Here is a 21,531-nt window from a genome sequence, read left to right on the forward strand (position 1 = left end):
GCCCGCGCGGATCGGCCACAGGGAAAGGCGATGACCGTGATGATCGACATGGGCGCCGGGCCGGGTGGTGCCGCCGTGACCATGGACCTGGAGGAATTGCTGGCGACCCGTCTGCTCGTCCAGGGCAATTCGGGTTCGGGCAAGTCGCACCTGCTGCGCCGCCTGCTCGAGCGGAGCGCCGGCCATGTCCAGCAGGTGATCGTCGATCCCGAGGGCGATTTCGTCACTATGGCCGGGCCGTACGGCCATTCGGTGATCGACGCGGTGGATTATTCGGAGCGCGAGATCATCCGCTTCGCCACCCGCATCCGCGAGCATCGCGCGTCGGTGGTGCTCAACCTCGACGGGCTGGACGCCGAGGGGCAGATGCGCTGCGCCGCCGCCTTCCTGCTCGCCCTGTTCGAGGCGCCGCGCGAACATTGGTTTCCGGCGCTGGTGATCGTCGACGAGGCCCAACTCTTCGCCCCCGCCGCCGGCGCGGAAGTATCCGAGGAAGTCCGCCGCGCCTCGCTCTCGGCGATGACCAATTTGATGTGTCGCGGCCGCAAGCGCGGGCTGGCCGGGGTGATCGCCACCCAGCGGCTCGCCAAGCTCGCCAAGAATGTCGCGGCCGAAGCCTCCAACTTCCTGATGGGGCGCACCTTCCTCGATATCGACATGGCGCGCGCCGCCGACCTGCTCGGCATGGAGCGGCGGCAGGCCGAGCAGATCCGCGATCTGGAGCGCGGCACCTTCCTCGCCCTCGGCCCCGCCGTGTCGCGCCGGCCGATCTCGATCCGCATCGGCGCGGTCGAGACGTCGGCGCGCAGCGGCAGCCCCGTGCTGGTGCCGCTGCCGAGCGCGCCGATGGAGGGGTTGCAGGGGCTGCTGTTCGCCCCCGTCGAGGCGGCCGCCCCGCCCCCTCCCCCGCCGCCCCGGCCGATGCCGGCGGAGGAAGTGCTGGAGCGCCTCGCGCCCCAGCCCGCCGCCGAACCGGCGCCGGACGTGCCGGCGATGAGCGCGGAGGAAGTGGAGGCGATCGTCGCCAGGTCGCTCGCCGCGATCGTCGAGGATCCCGACGCGGCGACCCGGCCGCCGGCGATGCTGTTTCAGGATTATCAGGTGCGCTGCCGGATGATGGGCCTCGCCCGCCCCCCGCTCGACCCGCCCGCCTTCGCGCGGCGGCTGTCGGCGGCGCGCGCGGGCCTCGGCGAGCTGGACGAGGAATGGCAGCAGGCGATGGCGCTCGCCCGCGAACTGCCGGAAGAGATGCTCGGCGCCTTCCTGCTGGTCGCCCGCGCCGCGCGCGAGGGCGAGCCCTGCCCCAGCGAGGATGCGGTCGCCCGCATCTACGGCACCTCCTCGCTCGGCCGCGCGCGGCGGATGATGGCCTATATCGAGGAACGCAACCTCTTCGTCACCCGCACCGATCTGTCGGGCAAACGATCGATCACCATCCCGCAGTTCGGCTGGACGACGCAGCCGGTGGGCGCCTGACACCATCCTGCTCCTGCCTTCGCGGGAGCAAGCGATCAATCCCTGCGGTGGCGTCGCTTCTTCTTGCCATCATTGTCGCCGATGATCGCGCCGGCGGTGCCGCCGATCACCGCGCCTTCGGTGGTGCCCAGGCCGGTCGCGCTGCCGATCACCGCGCCGCCCGCGCCGCCGATCAATCCGCCGCGCGTCGATCCGCGCGAGCAGCCGCCGACCATCACGACCGACGTGGCGAGGGCGACGACCAACAGCGGCCTTGCGATGCCGTTTTGCATATCCGTGTCTCCGATTGGGTTACGGGTAGCAAAGCGAAACCGACCGCGCATGGTTCCCGCCGACCGGCGCCCCACGCCTGACAAATCATTGCTCGGCCCGCCTTACAGCCCGATCGCCAGCGAGGCCCGGAGCGCGATCGCCGCCCGCCCCTGCTGCTGCTCGGCGCTGGCCTCGCCGCCGATGCGGAAGCCGTTGCCGCCGCCGGTCGCGCGCAGCTTGCCGACCCAGCCATTGGTCCGGTCCTCGGGCGTCAGCGTGAAGCTCTGGCCGCCGCCGAAGCGCGCGGTGGTCGCGCCGAGCGATCCACCGACAAGCTGGCGCCGCCCGCCCTCGGCCTCAAGCTTGAACCAGCCGCTGTCCTGATCGAAGCCACCGAACAGCAAGCCCGCCGTCACCGTGCCGGTCACCGCCAGTTCGTCGCTGGTGCGGCGATCGACGGTGAGATTGTAGGCATCGCCGCCGCCCGTCTCGCCATAGCCGCCCTCGCGCAGCCGGTAATAATCCGCCGCCACCGCCGGGCGCAGGCTGAACGTGCCGAAGCCCATCTCATAGGCCGCCCGGCCCGAGGCGGAGACCAACCGCCCGTTCCACTTGGCGCTTGCCCGTCGCTCGACCGATTCCGATCCGATCGCGCCGGAGAAGCTGCGCTTCCCCTTGAAATCGATCATCGCATAGGAGCCGCGCGCCGCCGCCGTGAAGCCGCCCGCCGTCAGCCGCCAATAGGCCGCCGCCTCATATTGCGCGGCGTCCACCTTGTTGTCGGTGCCGCCATCGGCGTCGCGGCCGAAGAGATAGGCGAGCGACAGGCCGAAATGGCCCGCGTCGGTCTTGGCCTCCGCCCCGCCCGAGGCGCCCCAGCCGGTGATGTCGTAGGACGCGGTGTCGCCCAGTTTCTTGCCCGTGCCCCAGCCGACCTGCTGGAGCCAATAGCCCCATTTCCCCTGATCGGCGAAGGGCGCGTTCGGATCGGCGAGGATCGCGGCGGTGGCGCGCGAGCCCATCGTCACCGTCTCGAACGTGCCGCCGGCATGGTCGGGCAGCATCTGCCGCACCTGGCGGCGGAAGCGATCGCCATCGGTCGTGTCGAGGAAGGCGCCCGCCACCTTCGCGTCCCGGGCCAGCACGTCGTAGATCGCGCCATAGGCGGCCGCCTGCGATCGGTTGAGGCCGAGTTCGCCGCTCGTCTTGCGGGCGATGTCGATCGCCAGCTCGGTCGGCGAGACGACCGCGATGCTGCTCTTGAACATATAGGGCAAAGCCGCGCCGGTCGCGGCGAGGTTGGCCGCGCCGCTCACCGATCCCGCGCGCAGGAAGCTGTGCCGCCCCTCGGCGCCGGTGATGTTGGAAACCCTGACCGACACGCGCGACCCTTCGGCGAAGCTCGCCGCGCCGCTCACGTCGAGACGGGTCGAGGTGGCGCCGTCGATCGATACCGCGAGCGTGCTGCCCGCGCCGAGCGACAGCGATCGCACCGCAGCCTGGCTCGTGCCGATGTCGAGCGTCCCGCCCGTCATCGCGACGGCGAGGCCCTGGGCGTTGGCGAGCGTGCCCGCGAACCGCGCTGTGCCGCCGATCGTCAAACTGTCCGCCCCGCCGCCGAAGTCGGCCGTGCCGGTGAAGACCGACGTGCCCGTCATCGCGAGCGTGTCGTTGCCCGCGCCGAATTGCGCCGCGCCGGCGTAAGTGGTGTCACCCGAGAGCGCGAGGCGGTTGGCGCCCGCGCCGAAGCGGGTCGTGCCGGTCATGCCGCCGTCCGCCAGATCCAGCGTGTCATTGCCGCTGCCGAACAGCACGTCGCCGCTGATCGAGGGCGCCGCGACCCCGCTCGCCACGACGGTCTGCGCCACCGTCGCGCCCGCGTTATTGGCGCTCAGATCGATCGCGATCATGGTGCCGGCCTTGCCGCCGACCGCCGCGATCGTGCCGCTATTGTCGATGCGGGCGAGCTGCCCGGTGCGGTCGACGATGGCGACCGCCGTGCCGTCGCCTTTCGTGGTCGCGCGGATCGTGCCGCTGTTGGCGATGCGGTCGACCGAGCCGCCATTGTCGATCGCGCCCGTCTGAACACCCGCGCCGCCGCCGCCGGCCGCCGCGATGAGCCCCGCATTGCGAACCTCCGGCACCCGCGCGCCCGCGCCGATCCGCACGGCGGTGGCCGACGCATCGGTGGAGACGGCGTTGATCCCGCCCGTCACCGTCATGCCGCCCGCGATCTGCACTGCCCCGCCGACGCCGATCTGCAAGCCGGTCGCCGACACGCCCGCATAGATGCCCTGCCCGGAGACATTGCCCTCGATGACGAGGCCATGGCCCGTGCCCGTGCCGGCGACGGCGCCGATGGTGACCGCGCGATCGGCCGCGCCGATCTGCATGGCGGGCGCCGCGCCATAGGAGGTGACGGCGGCCGAGCCTTCCTTGCTGTCCTCGATCCCGTCCTTGTCCTCGTCGTTATCGGTCGCGCTCTTGTCCGCTGGCGGGATGGCGAGGACGATGCCGCCCGCCACATCGCCCGCGATCGACAGCGCCGGCCCACCCTGCAACAGATCGTCCGCGTCGAGCTTGCTCGTATCGGCCGGCGCCGTCGTCGCGCGATAGCCGGTCGACGAGATCGTGCCCTGCACCACCAGCGCCCCGGCGAGGTTGCCGCCGATCGCCACCGCCCGCGCGCCCTGGCCCTGCGCGGTGATCGTGCCGGCGATCCGCACCGCGCCGCTCACGTCGCCCAGCGCCACGCCGACGCTACGGTCGCCGATCACCCCGATCGTGCCGTCGGTGGTGAACCTGCCGACGAGCGGCCCGCCCAGCCGGATACCGGCCGAATCGTTACCCTCGATCGTGATCGTGCCGCTGTTGACGATGTCGCCGGTGAAGCGCCCGGCGGTCAGGATGCCGTGCCACCCCCGGCCCGCCGCCAGCGGCCCATCGAGATCGCCGTCATTGTCGGCGTCGGTCGGCGCATAGGTCTCGTCGATCACGATGCGGCCGCCGGCGGCGTTGGTGATCGATCCCGTCGCGCCGGCCACCGCGCCGATGCCGGTCGCGCCGTCCGCGTTGGAGATCAGGATCGCACCCTCGTTGGTGACGCCATGGTCGCTGTCGATCGCCACGGCCGTGCCGCCGGTCGGCTCGACCGACCCGGCCGTGGTGATGCGGATGCTGTTGGCCGCGCCATTGTTGACGGTCGAGGTGGCGACCCCGCTGGTGCGGCGCGTGTCGATCACGGTCTGCGCGGAGGCCGGGCCGGCGAGGATTGCGGCGACCGCGACAAGGCCGGTCGAGGCGAGAAGATGACGCATGGTTACTGGACTCCCCTTCATGGGGAAGGGGTCGCCCATTCGGCCGATCCGCCCTCCCGCTCGGTTGGGAAGACGGGGGCGTTCGGGTGGAGCCTTGAAACTTTCTGGCAGGCCCCGGATTTATCGTGTCATCGCAATGACGTGTCTCGGCGCTGTCGGAACGCCGCAGCGGTACAGGCGACGGTCACCGCCCCATTCGGCTCGCTTCATACCGCAAGGCGAAGCCCGCCCCGCGATCGAACGCGCCTCAGCGCGTCGCGTTATAGGCCAGCTGGGCTTCGGTCAGCTGGAAGCCGACCAGCAGCTCGAAGCTGCTCTCGTTCACCGCCGATCGGATCGCGGGGTCGTTCATCGGGTCGAGCGCGGCGTCGGGGTCTGTCGCCTTGCGCTTGCGATCGAGGCGGTCGCGCACCGCTTCCGGCAGGGTCGCCATCGATTTCGCGTAGGAGGCGCTGGCCTGCGCATTGGTCTGCGCCCGCACGCTGCCGTCGGTGAAGTTCAGCGCCACGCTGCCGAGCTGCTTCGACACGATCCGCGTGCCGCCGCGCATCACGGTGGCGAAATAGGGCAGCACCACCTGGCGCGCGCCGCTCTGCGAGGCGCGGCGGGCCAGCACGTCGAAGGTGGTCGTGACCTGCACGGTCTCGCCCTCCGAATTGCAGGTGGTGCGCAGATTGGTGATCGTGGCGCTCACGTCGAGCGCGCGCAGATCGCGGCTCTGTTCGGGGCTGAAGATCGCGATCTCGCCGGTATAGGCCGGGATGGCGACCGCCGGGCAGGTGGAGCGGGTGATGCGCAAGCCACCGGTCTCGTCCAGATCATTGCCCGCGCAGCCGCCGAGCGCGACCGTAGTGGCGAGCGCGGCGAGGAGGAGCGGGCGGCGGAGCGACATGGACATGCGGGCTGGTCTCGAATCTGAACAGGCCGGCCGGGTACGGCACCCGTCGGCGGCCCATTCATAGGAAGCGGCTTCCGCACAGGCAAGCGATCGCGTAGAGCCCGGAGCCGATGACCGACACCGCTTTGCCCCCGCTCGACATCCTTATCGCCGCGCCGCGCGGCTTCTGCGCCGGGGTCGATCGCGCGATCCGCATCGTCGAACTCGCGCTCGAGAAATATGGCGCGCCGGTCTACGTCCGCCACGAGATCGTCCACAACAAGCATGTCGTCGACGGGCTGAAGGCCAAGGGCGCGGTGTTCGTGGAGGAGCTGGACCAGGTGCCGGACGACGCGCAGGTGGTGTTCTCCGCCCATGGCGTGCCCAAATCGGTGCCGGCCGAGGCGATCGCGCGCGAGCTGCACTATCTCGACGCGACCTGCCCGCTCGTCTCCAAGGTGCATCGCCAGGCCGAGCGGCTGGTGAAGGCCGGCAAGCATATCCTGTTCATCGGCCATCGCGGCCACCCCGAAGTGATCGGCACGTTCGGGCAGGTGCCCGAGGGCGGCATGACCCTGATCGAGACTGTGGAGGATGTGGCGACCGTCGCGGTCGCGGATCCCGACCAGCTCGCCTTCCTCACCCAGACGACGCTGTCGGTGGACGACACCCATGCGATCATCGCGGCGCTCAAGGCCCGCTTCCCCACCATCGAGGGGCCGCGCGGCGAGGACATCTGCTACGCCACCTCCAACCGGCAGGCGGCGGTGAAGGCGATCGCCGAGCGGTGCGACGCGATCCTGGTGATCGGCGCGCCCAACAGCTCCAATTCGGTGCGGCTGGTGGAGGTCGCGGCGCGGGCCGGCACCCCTGCCCGGCTGATCCAGCGCGCGGCGGAGATCGACATGGACTGGCTGGCCGGCGTCCGCACGCTGGGCCTGACGGCGGGCGCCTCCGCGCCGGAAGTGCTGGTGCGCGAGGTGGTCGAGCGGCTCGGCACGGCCTTCGCGGTGACGGAACGCGAGGTCGAGGAGACGACCGAGACGATGCTGTTCAAGCTGCCGCGCGAACTGGCGGCGTGAGCCCCGGCTTCCCCTATTACCCCCGTTCGTCCCGAGCGCAGTCGAGGGACGTGCCGCAAGGGACAAAGCTCGCCTCCGTGTCTCGACTTCGCTCGACACGAACGGTTGAAATTCATTCCAACCTGATCTGAGGCACCCATGGCCGTCTACACGCAGGTCTCCGCCGAGGCGCTGGCCGCTTTCCTCTCGCGCTATGACGCGGGCGAGCTGGTGTCCGCCAAGGGCATTGCCGAGGGGGTGGAGAACAGCAATTACCTCGTCGACACCACGACCGCGCGGTTCATCCTGACCCTGTACGAAAGGCGCGTGGAGGCGGGCGATCTGCCCTTCTTCCTGGCGCTGCTCGATCATCTGGCCGAGCGCGGCAACCCGGTGCCGCCCGCCATCAAGGACAAGGCCGGGGTCGCGATCCAGACCTTGGAGGGGCGGCCCGCCTGCCTGATCCAGTTCCTGTCGGGCGTGTCCGTCACCCACCCCACCCCGGCGCAGGCCCACGCCGCCGCGCGGGCGATGGGGACGATGCACCGATCGCTGGAGGGCTTCACCGGCGAGCGGCCCAACACGCTGGGCGTGGCGAGCTGGCAGCCTTTGCTCGATCGCTGCGGGACCGATCTCGACACGATCGACCCGACCTTGCGCGCGACGCTGACCGACGCGCTGGCCGACGTGACGGCGCGCTGGCCGGCGGAGGGCGAGCGGATGGTGATCCACGCCGATCTCTTCCCCGACAATGTGCTGATGCGCGGCGACGCGGTGGCGGGGCTGATCGATTTCTATTTCGCCTGCACCGATCTCCGGCTCTACGATCTGGCGATCATGCACACCGCCTGGGCGTTCGATCCCGCCGGCCGCACCCACGACGCCGCCGTGGGGCGCGCCTTGCTCGACGGCTATGCCGAAAGCTTCGGGCTGACCGCCGACGAGCGCGCGCAACTGTCGGTGCTGGCGATGGGATCGTGCATCCGCTTCGCGCTGACCCGCGCGTGGGACTGGCTCAACACCCCGGCCGACGCCTTGGTGACCCGGAAAGACCCGATGGCCTACGCCCGCCGCCTCGCCTTCTACCGCGACGCGGGCGAGGCGCTGTTCGCATGACCGAACTGACGCATGTCGAGATCGCGACCGACGGCGCGTGCAAGGGCAATCCCGGCCCCGGCGGCTGGGGCGCGGTGATCCGATCGGGCGCCAAGGAGAAGGAAATCTCCGGCGGCGAGGCGGCGACGACCAACAACCGCATGGAGCTGATGGCGGCGATCCGCGCGCTGGAGGCGCTCAAGCGCCCGTGTCGCGTGACGCTCTCGACCGACAGCCGCTATGTGATGGACGGGCTGACCAAATGGATCGTCGGCTGGCAGAAGAACGGCTGGAAGACCGCCGCCCGCCAGCCGGTGAAGAACGCCGATCTGTGGCAGATGCTGCTGGCGGCGAGCGCGCCGCACCGGATCACGTGGGAATGGGTGAAGGGCCATGCGGGCCACCCGGATAACGAGCGGGCGGATCGGCTGGCGAGCGATGCGGCGGTGGCGGTGGGGCGGCGGTAGGCGCTGGCGGTCGGTGGTTTTTGCCGTCGTTCGCGTTGCGCGGGCCCCTCCACCACCGGCTGCGCCGGCGGTCCCCCTCCCCGAGCAAGCTCAGGGAGGAATTATCGTCGTCGTGCTGCACTCGGTTCAGCATCCCATTCTCCTCCAATCCCTTCGGCGCGTGGGGCGCGATGACTTCGATGCGATTGTGCTCCGGCGGAGGCCGGAGCCCAGGGTGGCTTGGGGTGTGCTTTGTAACCCTGGGCTCCGGCCTGCGCCGGAGCACAACCGGGGGCGTTGGCGGCGCGCGTGATGAAAAATAGGATTTGGAGGCGGTATTCGGACGGAAAATCAGGAAGAAGCGTTTCGACCGGCGCGTCCTGCCACGGGCATCCGGGCGGACTTGGTACAGCACTGGTGCGGGCCGCCGCAGGCCCGCGCTGGGAATTGGCCCGGTGGACGGTGGCCCCTTGAGTTTTCGCTTCTAAAAGCTACTGGCCGGTTTGGCTGGGCCGCCTGCGTATAATCCACCGAACCGGTTGCGATGCATCGTCGGGGTGAACCGGATGACTTCGCGCCGGTCGTTCCGGTACGGGTCGCCCCGCGCCGGATGCTCGTCTGCACGCCTTGGCCTTTGGCGATTCGACAGCCGCACATGTTTTCTATTTGTTCCTATTTGTCAAGATAATTCGGGACGCGCCACTGTCGAAGACTGCCGCATCCCAGCCCCATCCCGTCGCGTCACGATTGACGCCCGCGCCCGGCCCCGCGACCCGTCGCCATCATGCCCGCGCTTCCGCCGATGGATCATAGCGCCGCCGGGGACGTTCTCCCGCCGATGAGCGCCGCCCCCATTTCCGCCACCGAGGCCCCCAACGGCGCCGCCGCGCGGGATTTCACCTCGCCCGCGATCCGCATCGCCCGCGTCATGTGCATCACCGGCATCGTCTATGTTCACGCCTGGACGGGCCTCGCCGGGGGCGACATCGCGGCGGCCAACAACAGCGCGCAGGGGGCGCTGCGCTGGGGGCTGATCGAACTTCTCGGGCGCAGCGCGGTGCCGCTGCTCGGCATGATCTCCGGCTGGCTGGTCGCGGGATCGGTGCTGCGGCGCGGCTATGGCAGCTTCATCGGCGGCAAGGCGCGGACCATTTTGGCACCGATGGTGGTGTGGAACGCCATCGCCATCCTGCTGGTCGGCGGCGCCGGCACGCTCGGCATCCTCATGGCGCCCACAATCTCCAGCGCGCATTGGGTGTTCGACGAACTCTTCTGCCTGTGGACGCCCGACGACATCAACGTGCAGATGTCCTTCCTGCGCGACCTGTTCGTGTGCATGGCGATGGCGCCGCTGATCGCCCGTCTGCCCCGCGCCGCCCTCGTCGCCATCGCCGTGCTGGCGGCGGCGTGGAGCATCTCGGGCTTTTCCTTCCTGCTGCTGCTGCGCCCGCAGATCCTGCTGTTCTTCACGATCGGGATGCTCGCCCGGCGGAGCGACGCGCCGCAACGGCTGGCGAGTGCGCCGCTGCTGGCGCTCGCGTTGCCCTATGTGCTGCTAGCCGCCGCCAAGATCGGTCTGGAGATTTCGGGCTATGCCGACATGGCCGAACATCGCTTGCCGATGGCGACGCTAGATCAGATCTTCCGCCTGACCACGGCGTTGTTCTTCTGGTCGATCGCCTGGCGGGTGGCCCAGAGCCGCCTCTCCGCGCCGATCCTGAAGATCGAACCTTTCGCCTTCCTGATGTTCTGCGCGCATCTGATCCTGATCTGGTTCGGCGGGCCGTTCGTCGGCAATGTCACCGGGCGCATGGGATCGCCGCTCTATCCGGCCTTCCTGCTGCTCCAGCCGGTGCTGGTGTGGATCGCCGCGATCGGCATCGGCAAGGCGCTGATGGCGGTGTCGCCCGCCGCCGCCAAGCTGCTGAGCGGCGGCCGGCTGACCGCCGAACCGCGCCGCTATCGCCTGCCGCGCCTGCGCCCCTCGCCCGCCGCCTCCTGAACCCGGTTCATTTCGGGCGCGAAGCCGGATAGAGGCGCTGCCATGCGCTTCTTTTCCGACAACGCCGCCACCGTCCACCCCGCCGTGCTGGAGGCGCTCGCCGCCGCCCAGCCGACCGACGCGGCCTATGATGGCGACGCGATCAGCGGCCGGCTCGACGCGGCTTTCTCCGATCTGTTCGGCCGCGACGTGGCGGCGCTGTGGATCGCGACCGGCACGGCGGCCAATTCGATCGCGCTGGCGACCCTCTGCCCGCCCCACGGCGGGGTGATCTGCCACCACGCCGCCCACATCCAGAACGACGAATGCGGCGCGCCCGAATTCTACACCCATGGCGCCAAGCTGCTGCTGGCCGACGGGCCGGGCGCCAAGCTCGACGTGGCCGCCTGCGCGGCGGTGACCGACGCGATCGGCGGCGGGGTACATTGGGTGCAGCCGCACGCCCTCTCGATCACCAACGCCACCGAATATGGCATGAGCTACGCGCCCGACGAGGTCGCCGCGCTGGGGGAATGGGCCAAGGCAAAGGGGCTGGGCTTCCACATGGATGGCGCGCGCTTCGCCAACGCCATCGTCCACCATGGCTGCACGCCCGCCGCGATGACGTGGGAGGCGGGGGTCGACGTGCTGAGCTTCGGCTTCGTCAAGAATGGCGGGCTTTCGGCCGAGGCTCTCATCTTCTTCAATCCTGACCTCGCCAAGGTGGCGCGCATCCGCCGCAAGCGCGGCGGGCATCTGCTCTCCAAGGGCCGCTTCATGGCGGCGCAGCTGCTGGCGATGCTGGCGGACGACATCTGGCTGGCCAACGCCCGCGCCGCCAATGCCGGAACGGCTCGGCTGGCGTCCGCTGCGGGGCAGCGCGCGCTCTATCCGGTCGAGGCCAACGAACTGTTCCTGCGCCTCACCGCCGACGAGGCGGCCGGGCTCCGGGTGAAGGGCTTCGACTTCTACGACTGGGCCGCCGGCGAGGCGCGGCTGGTCGTGTCGTGGGACCAGCCCGAAGCGGAGATCGCCGCGCTGGCCGACGCGCTGGCGCTGCTGCCGTGAGCGAGGCCCTGCTCGTCACCGAGGCGCCGCTGGCGGACAAGGCCAAGCGCCACGTCCTGATCCCCTTCGCGATCGTCACCCTGATCTGGGGATCGACGTGGATCGTGATCCGCTACCAGATCGGCGGGGCGCCGGCCGGCTGGTCGGTCTCGCTGCGCTTCGCCATCGCGACGGTGGCGATGTTCGCCTACGCGCGGGCGGCGGGGATATCGCTGCACCTGCCGCGCCGCGCCTGGGGGCCGGCGGCGATCGTCGGCATCACGCAATTCGTGCTGAACTTCCACTTCGTCTATCGGGCGGAGGCGCATGTCACCTCGGGCGTGGTGGCGATGATCTACGCCTTGCTGGTGGTGCCCAACGCGATCTTCGGGCGGATCTTCCTCGGCCACGGCATCAGCCGGCCGTTCCTCGGCGGATCGGCCGTGGCGCTGGTCGGCGTGGCGCTGCTGTTCGACCATGAACTGAAGGCGGTGACCGGCGACAGCGCCGCGACCGCGCTCGGCATCGGCCTCACGCTGTGTGGCGTCCTCTCCGCCTCGGCGGCGAACATCGCGCAGGCGACCAGGGGCGCGACGGGCGTGCCGGTGGTGGCGATGCTGGCCTGGGCAATGCTGTTCGGCACGGGCATCGACGTGGCGGTGGCGTTCGCGACCGAGGGCGCCCCGGTATTCGCGCTGTCGTGGAGCTTCTTCGCCTGCGCGGCTTACCTCGGCATCCTCGGATCGGCCGTGAGCTTTCCGCTCTATTTCACGGTGATCCGGGAAATCGGCCCGGCACGGGCGGCCTATTCCAGCGTGCTGATCCCGGTGATCGCCATGGCCATATCGACCATCCTCGAGGGCTATGTCTGGTCGCTGGAGAGCATCGCCGGGGGCGCGCTGGTGCTGATCGGGCTGGTGCTGGCGCTGAGGTCGCGCAGCCCGGCGCGATAATCGGCGAAGCGCGGGCGCCAGCCGAGCAGCCGCTTCGCCCTGCCGTTCGCCACCCGCCGGTTCTCCGCATAGAATGCGGCGGCGGCGGGCGAGAGATCGGCTTCGGCCAGGGTGCGCAGAGGCGGCGGCGCGATGCCGATCAGCCCGGCCGCATAGGTGACGACGTCGTTCTGCGGGGCCGGCCGATCGTCGGCGATATTGTAGATGCCGGGCGGCCCATGCGCCGTCGCCGCTATCACCGCGCCTGCGATGTCATCGACATGGATGCGGCTAAATATCTGATCGGGCAGCGCGATGCGATGCGCCCTGCCCTCCGCCAGCCGATCGAACACCGAGCGGCCCGGCCCGTAGATGCCCGGCAGGCGAAACACCCGCGCGGCCGGCAGCGCCCCCCACGCCCGATCCGCATCGATCCGCCCGCCGCGCCGCCCGGCCAACGCCGCGCTTTCGTCCACCCACGCCCCGCCGGTGTCGCCATACACGCCGGTGGAGGAGAGATAGCCGATCCACCCCCGGAACGCCGCCAGTTCCGGCCCATAGCGGTCCAGCACCGGATCGCGCGCGCCGTCGGGCGGTACGGAGGAGAGGATGTGGCTGCTGCGGGCGATGGCGCGGCGGACGTCGGCCTCGTCGTCGAAGGCGATCGAGTTCGCGTCGGCGTGGCGGCGGGTGGCGATCACGCTCCACCCCGCCCCGCGTGCCGCCCGCGCGATCCGCTGCGCGCTGTAGCCGAGGCCGAAGATGAGGAGGTGGTTCATCGGGGAGGAGCCGTACTCCTGCGAAAGCAGGAGTCCAGAGCCCCGCACTATGCGTCCGGTAACCCTGGGCTCCGGCCTGCGCCGGAGCACAAGCTCATCCTGATTTCCCTCCACCCCGGCCCCTGTCCCGGATGACTCTCCCGAAAGGCGGCGTTAAGAGCCTCGCGCATGGATGCTAATGTCGCGCTCGCCACCCCGCCCGTGATCCGCCGTGCCGATTATCAGGCGCCCGACTGGCTGGTGCCCGAGATCGCGCTGGACTTCGCGCTGGACCCGGCGCTGACGGTGGTGAAGGCCCGCCTGACCGTCACGCGCAACGGCGCGCACGGCCGCCCGCTTCGCCTCGACGGCGACGGGCTGGATCCGGTCTCGATCGCGGTCGATGGCGAAATGCTGGCCGATGCGTGGCGGATGGACGGGCCGGTGCTGGTGATCGATCTGCCCGGCGACGCCCATGTCGTCGAGACCGAGGTGCGCCTCTCGCCCGAGACCAATTCGCAGCTGATGGGCCTCTACGCCTCGGGTGGGCTGCTCTGCACCCAGTGCGAGGCCGAGGGCTTCCGCCGCATCACCTTCTTCCCCGATCGACCCGACGTCCTCAGCCGCTATCATGTGCGGATGGCGGCCGACAAAACGCGCTTCCCCGTGCTGCTCGCCAATGGCGATCCGGTGGCGCAGGGCGACGGGCCGGACGGGACGCATTGGGCCGAGTGGCACGACCCCTTCCCCAAGCCCTGCTACCTCTTCGCCCTGGTGGCAGGCGATCTGGCCGCCAATCGCGACCATTTCGTCACGCGATCCGGCCGCCCGGTCGATCTGGCGATCTGGGTGCGCGAGGCCGATCTGCCCAAGACGGCGCACGCGATGCAGGCGCTCAAGACGTCGATGGCGTGGGACGAGCGGGTCTATGGCCGCGAATATGATCTGGCCATCTTCAACATCGTGGCGGTGGCCGATTTCAATTTCGGCGCGATGGAAAACAAGGGCCTCAACATCTTCAATTCGCGTTACATCCTGGCCGACCCGGATACCGCGACCGATGCCGATTTCGATGCCATCGCCGGTGTCGTCGCCCACGAATATTTCCATAACTGGTCGGGCAATCGCGTCACCTGCCGTGACTGGTTCCAGCTGTCGCTGAAGGAAGGCTTCACCGTCTTTCGCGATCAGGGCTTCTCGGCCGATCAGGGATCGCCCGCCGTCAAGCGGATCGAGGATGTGAAGATGCTGCGCGCGGCGCAGTTCCCGGAGGATGCCGGGCCGCTGGCGCACCCGATCCGCCCGGAATCCTATATCGAGATCAGCAACTTCTACACCGCCACGATCTACAACAAGGGCGCCGAGATCGTGCGGATGCTCCACACGATGCTGGGCGCGGCGCGCTTCCGCCAGGGCAGCGACCTCTATTTCGATCGCCACGACGGCGAGGCCGCGACCTGCGAGGATTTCGTGGCGGCGATGGAAGATGCGACCGGCGAGGATCTGGCGCAATTCCGCCTGTGGTACGGCCAGGCCGGCACCCCGCGCATCCGCGCCGATCTGGAATATGACGCCCCCGGCGGCCGGGCGCGGCTGCTGTTGTCGCAGCTGGTGCCGCCGACGCCGGGGCAGGATGCGAAGCAGCCGATGCCCATTCCGCTCCGGCTGGCGCTGCTCGGCGAACCCTCGGGCAAGGAAGTGGTGGCCGAGCAGCTCGTCGTGCTGAAGGACGCGCAGGCGGAATTGTTGTTCGAGGGCGTGGCCGAGCGGCCGGTGCTGTCGATCAATCGCGGCTTTTCCGCCCCGGTCGTGATCGAGAGCAACCGCAACGCCACCGACCTCGCCTTCCTCTCGGCCAACGACCCCGATCCCTTCGCCCGGTTCGAGGCGATGCAGCAGCTGATGCTCGATACATTGGTGGCGGGCGTCGCGACCGGTCAGGTCGATCATGCGCCGGTGGTGGAGGCGATCGCCAAGACGCTGGCCGATCCGGCGCTCGATCAGGCGTTCATCGCCGAATGCGTGCTGCTGCCCTCCGAAGCCTTCGTCGGCGATCAGCTGCTGGTGGTCGATCCCGACGCGATCGCGCTGGTGCGCGAGGGGCTGCGGCGCGAGATCGGCACGCAGCTGGAGAAGGCCTGGCGCGGTGCCTATGCCGGCACTGCCGCCAACCATTATGCCTATACCCCGCCGGCCAAGGGCGCGCGGCGGCTGCGCACGATCGCGCTCGGCTATCTCGCCGTCAGCGGCGCCGAGGACGCGGACGACATGGCGTGGCGGCAATATATCGATGCCGACAACATGACCGACCGGCAGGGCGCGCTGGGCGTGCTGGCCAACGGCCATGCCCCGGCGCGCGAGAAGACGCTCGCGGATTTCTACAAGCGATATCAGGCCGATGCACTGGTTCTCGACAAATGGTTCACGGCGCAGGCGCTATCGACCCGGCCGGATACGGTGGCGGCGGTACGCGCGCTGGCGGCGCATCCCGACTTCACCCTCGCCAACCCGAACCGCATCCGATCGCTGGTCAACGCATTCGCGGTCAACCAGCGCGCGTTCAACGATGTCGGCGGCGACGGCTATCGCTTCCTGGGCGAGATGATCGTCGCGGTGGACCAGATCAACCCGCAGACCGCCGCGCGCCTCGTCCCGCCGCTGGGCCGCTGGCGCCGGTTCGAGCCGGTGCGCGCGGCGATGATGCGGAGCGAGCTGGAGCGGATCGTGGCGGTGCCCGATCTTTCCCGCGACGTGTATGAGCAGGTGAGCAAGAGCTTGGTTTGAGGCCAAATCCGCGTTCCTGCGGAGGCGGAAGTCCGGGCTTGTCGAGGTCGCGCCCCGACACCCTGGAGTCCTGCTTCCGCAGGAACAGCTTTGAACAGCTTGATCGCCCGCTTCCTGCTCCCCCTGCCCGCCGAAAGGCAATGGCAGAAAGCCCCCGTCTTTCGCCCCTCGACAAGCGCGCGCCGCCGCCGCATGGCTCAGCCCCATGCACTTCATCCAAGACATCATCGCCGCGATGGCCGGCTTCATCATCTGGGTCATCTCCTCGACCGGCTATGCCGGCGTGGCGCTGCTGATGGCGATCGAGAGCGCGTGCATTCCGCTGCCGTCGGAGATCATCATGCCCTTCGCCGGCTATCTCGCCTCGACCGGGCAGCTGGGCCTGATCGGCGTGGCGACGGCGGGGGCGATCGGGTGCAATATCGGGTCGATCCCGGCCTATGAGATCGGCAAGCGCGGCGGGCGGCCGGCGGTGGCGCGGTTCGGGAAATATGTCTTCCTGAACATGCACGATCTGGATCGGGCGGAGGCCTTCTTCCAGCGGTTCGGATCGGCGGCGGTGTTCGTATGCCGGCTGCTGCCGGTGGTGCGATCGTTCATCGCCTTTCCGGCGGGCATGGCGCGTATGCGGCTGCTGCCGTTCCACATCTACACCTTCCTGGGCAGCTGGCCCTTCTGCTTCGGGCTGGCCTGGGTCGGCATGAAGCTGGGCGAGGCGTGGAACAGCGATCCGCGCGTCAAGGCCGTTTGGCACAAGCTGGATGTGGCGGTGGTCGCGGTGCTGGGCGTGCTGTTCGTGTGGGCCGTGATCCACAAGGTGCGCAAGGCGCGCGCCGGGCGGGCGTAAGCCCCGCCGCCCGGCGCCGGCCGGGCGCGGCTACAGCACGCGGCGGGTGATGGTCGGTTCGTCCGGCCCCGGCAGCTCGGGCGGCGCGCCATAATCGGGGCAATCGACCACATCGAGCGACAGATCGACCGGCCCGCGATAGTGGAGCGCCCAATGGCGCCACGCGAAACGCCAGGCGCCATCCTCCTCGACATAGCGATCGAAATAGACGCCGAGCGTCAGCGCCGAACTGCCGTCCATCATCTTGGCCAGCTCGGTGCAATGCAGCCGCGAACTGACGCCCTCCGCCCCGAAATCGAGCAGCGGCGTGCCGGCGATCACCATCACCTTGCGGCACCCGCCGAGCAGCCGCGCGAAGGTGCTGGCGATCTCGTCCCGGCCATGCATGTGCATCGTCGCGATCTTCCAATCGGCATCCCGCGCGAAGCATTGGCCGAACGCCTCGGCATCCTTGCGGAACACGGCGTCCACGAAGCGCGCGTGAAGCTGGCGGATGCCATATTCGGCCAACAGGATATCGGTCATACATCCTCCCTTTCGTTGGGCGGATGGTCGCGCGCGCCGAGGGGGCTGGCAAGGCGGCGGGGCAAGGCATCGGGCCGGCGATGCGGGCGCACGATGGTGCGTGGCGGCGAGGGCGAAGGCTTGTCCGGGCGGGGATCACCATCCGCATCGGGAATGGTGGAGCTGAGCGGAATCGAACCGCTGGCCTCTGCAGTGCGATTGCAGCGCTCTCCCATCTGAGCTACAGCCCCGCACCCGGTAGGCGCGCTTTAGCGACGGTCATGGCCGGATGCAATGGCCTCCCGCGATTGAATTTCGCCCGATCCGGCAGTGGTCGGCCGGCGGCCACGGCTCGTCTCTCCCCGGCCGGTTTTAGGCGCCCGCGCTGGAACCGGCCGCCCCCCTCGCCGGTTTTATGGGTCGTTCCGCGCGGTACGGTGGCCCCCTTTGCCGTCCCGCGCGGTTCCTGTCTGTATCGATAAGAACAGGAGAGTTTTCCATGGGTTACGAACGCAATGATCGCCATCCCGGCGAGGGCCGCTGGCGCGCGTCGAGCGAGCAGGGACGAGGCTATGGCCCGCCCCGCGATCGCTACCGCAGCGACTATGGCGCCCGGGGCGATTATGGCCGTCAGCCGCAGGGTTACGACTATCAGGACCGTGGCTTCTTCGATCGCGCGGGTGACGAGGTCCGTTCGTGGTTCGGCGACGACGAGGCCGAGCGCCGCCGCGAATATGACGCCCGCTTTGACGAGCGCTATCGCGATCGCGATGATCGTGCCCGCGCCTCGCGCGACTATTATTCGGGTTATGGCCGCGACGAAAATTACGCCGATCGCGCCCGGCGCGGCGGTGGCGGCTATGAAGGCGGCTTCGGCGGCGGTTTCCAGACGAGCGACTTCGGGGCCGGCAACGGCGCGGGCGCCACGGGCACCTATGGCCTCGGCGCGGGCCGCGATCGCGATACCTGGGGCCGCGACCCCAATTATACGTCGTGGCGCGATCGGCAGATGGAAGAACTCGATCGGGATTACGCCGAATATCATCTCGAGAACCAGCGCCGCTTCAACGACGAATTCGGTTCGTGGCGTACGACACGCCAGACGCAACGCCAGTCGCTGGGCCAGGTGCAGGAGCATCAGGAGGTCGTGGGTTCCGATGGCGCGCACATCGGGACGGTCGACAAGATCCGGGGCGACCGGATCATCCTGACCAAGACCGATCAGGATGCGGGCGGCCACCACCATTCGATCCCGTCGTCGTGGATCAGCACGGTCGCCGACAAGGTCACGATCAGCAAGACCGCCGATCAGGCCAAGGCGCACTGGCGCGACGAGGAGCGCAACGCCGGCGACTTCTGGAACCGCAGCGGCGCCGGCAGCCGCAACCGGACGCCCTCCAGCACCTATTGAGGTCGCGTGGAGTGATGAAGGGGCCGGCCCGGCGACGGGTCGGCCCCTTTCCTATGGGCGGATCAGGCGGCTGGCGATCAGCGCGGCGAGCGCCGATTTGATGATCGCGCCGGGAACGAAGGGCAGCAGGCCGGCCTGGATCGCGATCCCCGCGCCTTTCTGACCCGCAAGCCAGACGGTGCCGATGGCGAGGCATACGGCGTTGCCGGCGAGCATCACCGCGAAGGCGGGACCAGATCGCGCGCAATGGCCATGTCGGGCGAGGTAGCCGACGAGGCCGGCGGCGAAGGGGAAGGCGATCAGATACCCCCCTGTGGCTCCGGTGAAGCGGGCGATCCCCGAGGCGCCCTCCGCCAGCAGCGGCAGGCCCAGCGCCGCGGCGATCAGCCATGCGACGACCGTGAACATGCCGAGGCGCGGGCCGTAAAGCGCGCCGATCAGGGTGACGACGAGGGTTTGCCCGGTGATCGGAACGGGCACCATCGGGATGGCGATCCGCGACGCGAGGCCGAGCGCCCCGATGCCGGCGACCAGCGCGATGCCTGTGGTGCGAAAACCTGTCGAGGCGCTCAAGGGGAAGAGCATGGCATCCCATAGCCGTCCCTGCGGCGGAAAGCGCGACATAGTCATAATCACGCCGTCATCGCCGAATTCGACGATACATGTGCCCTCCCGTTCGGAACGACGCAGGGAGGACCACTTGCGGATAGCGCCCCCGCCCCTTGCGGATCGCCGCAAAGCGGATAGGAACCGGCGACCAGATCAAGCGAGGGAGACGAGACGATGGCGATCAAGGTGGGCGACACGCTTCCGGATGCGACCTTCGTCACGATGACCGACGCGGGGCCGAACAAGATCGCCGGCGCGGACGTCTTCAAGGGCCGCAAGGTCGCGCTCTTCTCGGTGCCGGGCGCGTTCACGCCGACCTGCTCGGCCAAGCATCTGCCGGGCTTCGTCGAGAAGGCCGCCGCGCTGAAGGCCAAGGGCATCGACACGATCGCCTGCACCGCCGTCAACGACGCCTTCGTGCTGGGCGCCTGGGCCAAGGCCTCGGGCGTGGGCGACGAGGTTACGATGCTGGCCGACGGCAATGGCGATTTCGTGAAGGCGCTGGGCCTCACCATGGACGGCTCCGGCTTCGGCATGGGCACGCGCGGCCAGCGTTTCTCGCTGGTGGCCAACGACGGGGTGGTCGAACTGCTCAACGTCGAGGCGCCGGGCAGCTTCGAGGTCAGCTCGGCCGATCACCTGCTCGGCCAGCTCTGAGGCCGCCTTGGAGACCAAGACCGTGCCCAGCGCCAAGAGCCTGAAGATCGTCGACGAACTGGATACGCTGTACCGCGCTTCCGTCCAGAATCTGCGCACCGCGCTCGCGGCCTATATCGAGCGGGGCGAACTGCCCGATCCCGACGCGCGCGCCTCGGGCGCCTTCGCCTACCCGCAGATCAAGCTGCATTATGACGGCAAGGCCACCCCCGGCCCGCTCGGCCGCGCCTACGGCCGGCTCAACACGCCGGGCGATTATTCGGTCAGCGTGACGCAGCCGGGCATGGTGCGCGCCTATCTGGCCGAACAGCTCGACCTGCTGATCGAGGATTTCGGCGCCACGGTCGAGATCGGGCTGTCCGACGAGGAGATTCCCTACCCCTACGTCCTCGATGCCGGCCACAATGTCGATCTGACGGGTGCCGCCGCGATCGAGCTGGCGCGCATCTTCCCCTCGACCAATCTGGAGCATATCGGCGACGAGCTGGCCGACGGCCTGTGGCTCTCGGCGCCCGGCGAGCCGCGCCCGCTGGCGTTGTTCAACGCAGCGCGCGTCGATTTCAGCCTCGCGCGGCTGCGTCACTATACCGGCACGCCCTCGCAGCATGTGCAGAAATATATCCTGTTCACCAACTACCATCGCTACGTCGACGAATTCGTGCGCTGGGCGTGCGGGCAGCTGAAGGAAGGCGGCCCCTACACCATGCTCTCGGGCTCGGGCGGGGTCGAGATCCGGCCGGGCGACCCGGACCCGGACGCCGCCATCGCCGACAGCGCGTGGCGCCGCCACCAGATGCCCGCCTATCACCTCGTCGCCGAGGATGGTTCCGGCATCACCCTCGTCAACATCGGCGTTGGCCCGTCCAACGCCAAGACGATCACCGATCACCTCGCCGTCACCCGCCCCGAGGCGTGGCTGATGATCGGCCATTGCGGCGGCCTGCGCCCCACCCAGCGCATCGGCGACTATGTGCTGGCCCACGCCTATCTGCGCGACGATCATGTGCTGGACGACGTCCTGCCGCCGGAAATCCCGGTGCCGGCGATCGCCGAGGTGCAGGTGGCGCTCCAGCGCGCGGCCGAGATCATCTCGGGCGAGGGCCGCGACCAGCTCAAGACGCGGATGCGCACCGGCACGGTGGTGACGACCGACGACCGCAATTGGGAACTCCGCTCGACCCGCTCGTCGCTCCGCTTCAGCCAGAGCCGCGCGGTGGCGATCGACATGGAATCGGCGACCCTGGCGGCGCAGGGCTATCGCTTCCGCGTGCCATACGGCACGTTGCTGTGCGTGTCCGACAAGCCGATCCATGGCGAGATCAAGCTGCCGGGCCAAGCCAACCGTTTCTACGAACGCGCAATCGCCGAGCATCTGCGCATCGGCATCGCCGCGATCGACGAGCTGAAACTGGCCGGCGACCAGCTCCACAGCCGCAAGCTGCGGGCGTTTAACGAGCCGCCGTTCCGGTAGGATCTC

Annotated in this window: 18 protein-coding genes and 1 tRNA gene; 12 read left to right on the top strand and 7 right to left on the bottom strand. The window is 69.3% G+C overall.

Annotated features, from left to right (window positions below):
* Positions 1-30: 30 nt before the first annotated feature.
* Positions 31-1,476 carry an ATP-binding protein gene (locus PQ455_RS09320; protein WP_273685801.1) on the top strand — a complete coding sequence of 482 codons (1,446 nt, stop codon included), beginning with the start codon at positions 31-33 and terminating at the stop codon, positions 1,474-1,476.
* A 35-nt stretch (positions 1,477-1,511) separates the two neighbouring features.
* On the opposite strand, the gene PQ455_RS09325 is transcribed toward PQ455_RS09320, so the two are convergent.
* The 3 genes from PQ455_RS09325 to PQ455_RS09335 all read right to left on the bottom strand — a co-directional run bounded on the left by PQ455_RS09325 (position 1,512) and on the right by PQ455_RS09335 (position 5,943).
* Positions 1,512-1,748, bottom strand: coding sequence for a glycine zipper domain-containing protein (locus PQ455_RS09325; RefSeq protein WP_273685802.1), 237 nt, complete (start codon positions 1,746-1,748; stop codon positions 1,512-1,514).
* 102 nt (positions 1,749-1,850) lie between these two features.
* The gene (locus PQ455_RS09330) at positions 1,851-5,045 is read right to left on the bottom strand and encodes an autotransporter outer membrane beta-barrel domain-containing protein (protein ID WP_273685803.1); all 3,195 of its coding nucleotides are present in this window, start codon (positions 5,043-5,045) and stop codon (positions 1,851-1,853) included.
* Positions 5,046-5,292: 247 nt separating this feature from the next.
* Entirely contained in the window at positions 5,293-5,943 is a 651-nt protein-coding gene (locus PQ455_RS09335) for a hypothetical protein (RefSeq protein WP_273685804.1), read from the bottom strand.
* 110 nt (positions 5,944-6,053) lie between these two features.
* Between PQ455_RS09335 and ispH the strand changes: the two genes are divergently transcribed.
* From ispH to PQ455_RS09365, 6 genes are all read left to right on the top strand, one after another.
* Positions 6,054-7,004, top strand: a complete 951-nt coding sequence (gene ispH / locus PQ455_RS09340; protein ID WP_273685805.1) for a 4-hydroxy-3-methylbut-2-enyl diphosphate reductase — start codon at positions 6,054-6,056, stop codon at positions 7,002-7,004.
* 138 nt (positions 7,005-7,142) lie between these two features.
* Complete coding sequence (thrB, locus tag PQ455_RS09345) at positions 7,143-8,099, top strand: homoserine kinase (protein ID WP_273685806.1); 957 nt, start codon at positions 7,143-7,145, stop codon at positions 8,097-8,099.
* Positions 8,096-8,545: a ribonuclease HI gene (rnhA, locus tag PQ455_RS09350; RefSeq protein ID WP_273685807.1), complete on the top strand. Its 450-nt coding sequence runs from the start codon at positions 8,096-8,098 to the stop codon at positions 8,543-8,545. The genes thrB and rnhA overlap by 4 nt, the downstream gene beginning before the upstream one ends.
* 817 nt (positions 8,546-9,362) lie before the next feature.
* Entirely contained in the window at positions 9,363-10,526 is a 1,164-nt protein-coding gene (locus PQ455_RS09355) for an acyltransferase family protein (RefSeq protein ID WP_273685808.1), read from the top strand.
* Positions 10,527-10,568: 42 nt separating this feature from the next.
* A complete protein-coding gene (locus PQ455_RS09360) occupies positions 10,569-11,573 on the top strand; it encodes a threonine aldolase family protein (RefSeq protein ID WP_273685809.1) in 1,005 nt (334 codons plus the stop codon).
* Positions 11,570-12,505 (top strand): DMT family transporter, encoded by a 936-nt coding sequence (locus PQ455_RS09365; RefSeq protein ID WP_273685810.1) that lies wholly within the window; start codon positions 11,570-11,572, stop codon positions 12,503-12,505. The genes PQ455_RS09360 and PQ455_RS09365 overlap by 4 nt, the downstream gene beginning before the upstream one ends.
* Here PQ455_RS09365 and PQ455_RS09370 read toward each other — a convergent pair.
* A complete protein-coding gene (locus PQ455_RS09370; RefSeq protein ID WP_273685811.1) occupies positions 12,415-13,263 on the bottom strand; it encodes a Rossmann-fold NAD(P)-binding domain-containing protein in 849 nt (282 codons plus the stop codon). The genes PQ455_RS09365 and PQ455_RS09370 overlap by 91 nt on opposite strands.
* Before the next feature lie 168 nt (positions 13,264-13,431).
* Here PQ455_RS09370 and pepN point away from each other — a divergent pair, with 168 nt between their 5' ends.
* Positions 13,432-16,026, top strand: a complete 2,595-nt coding sequence (gene pepN, locus PQ455_RS09375; RefSeq protein WP_273685812.1) for an aminopeptidase N — start codon at positions 13,432-13,434, stop codon at positions 16,024-16,026.
* Between the two features lie 205 nt (positions 16,027-16,231).
* Positions 16,232-16,873, top strand: coding sequence for a DedA family protein (locus PQ455_RS09380; protein ID WP_273685813.1), 642 nt, complete (start codon positions 16,232-16,234; stop codon positions 16,871-16,873).
* 30 nt (positions 16,874-16,903) lie between these two features.
* Here PQ455_RS09380 and PQ455_RS09385 read toward each other — a convergent pair whose 3' ends face one another.
* Both PQ455_RS09385 and PQ455_RS09390 read right to left on the bottom strand, forming a co-directional pair.
* On the bottom strand, positions 16,904-17,398 hold the full coding sequence (locus tag PQ455_RS09385) for a nuclear transport factor 2 family protein (protein WP_273685814.1): 495 nt from the start codon (positions 17,396-17,398) through the stop codon (positions 16,904-16,906).
* A 154-nt stretch (positions 17,399-17,552) separates the two neighbouring features.
* Positions 17,553-17,628, bottom strand: a tRNA-Ala gene (locus tag PQ455_RS09390).
* Positions 17,629-17,876: 248 nt separating this feature from the next.
* On the opposite strand from PQ455_RS09390, the gene PQ455_RS09395 reads away from it, so the two are divergent.
* On the top strand, positions 17,877-18,788 hold the full coding sequence (locus tag PQ455_RS09395) for a DUF2171 domain-containing protein (protein WP_273685815.1): 912 nt from the start codon (positions 17,877-17,879) through the stop codon (positions 18,786-18,788).
* Between the two features lie 51 nt (positions 18,789-18,839).
* Here PQ455_RS09395 and PQ455_RS09400 read toward each other — a convergent pair whose 3' ends face one another.
* Positions 18,840-19,373, bottom strand: a complete 534-nt coding sequence (locus tag PQ455_RS09400) for a biotin transporter BioY (RefSeq protein ID WP_273685816.1) — start codon at positions 19,371-19,373, stop codon at positions 18,840-18,842.
* Positions 19,374-19,571: 198 nt separating this feature from the next.
* Here PQ455_RS09400 and PQ455_RS09405 point away from each other — a divergent pair, with 198 nt between their 5' ends.
* Together PQ455_RS09405 and PQ455_RS09410 are read left to right on the top strand one after the other, a co-directional pair.
* Entirely contained in the window at positions 19,572-20,054 is a 483-nt protein-coding gene (locus tag PQ455_RS09405; RefSeq protein WP_273685817.1) for a peroxiredoxin, read from the top strand.
* A gap of 22 nt (positions 20,055-20,076) precedes the next feature.
* Positions 20,077-21,525 (top strand): AMP nucleosidase, encoded by a 1,449-nt coding sequence (locus tag PQ455_RS09410; RefSeq protein WP_420542866.1) that lies wholly within the window; start codon positions 20,077-20,079, stop codon positions 21,523-21,525.
* The last annotated feature ends 6 nt before the right edge of the window (positions 21,526-21,531 follow it).

It is taken from the genome of Sphingomonas naphthae, from assembly GCF_028607085.1.
Classification (GTDB): Bacteria; Pseudomonadota; Alphaproteobacteria; order Sphingomonadales; family Sphingomonadaceae; genus Sphingomonas_Q; species Sphingomonas_Q naphthae.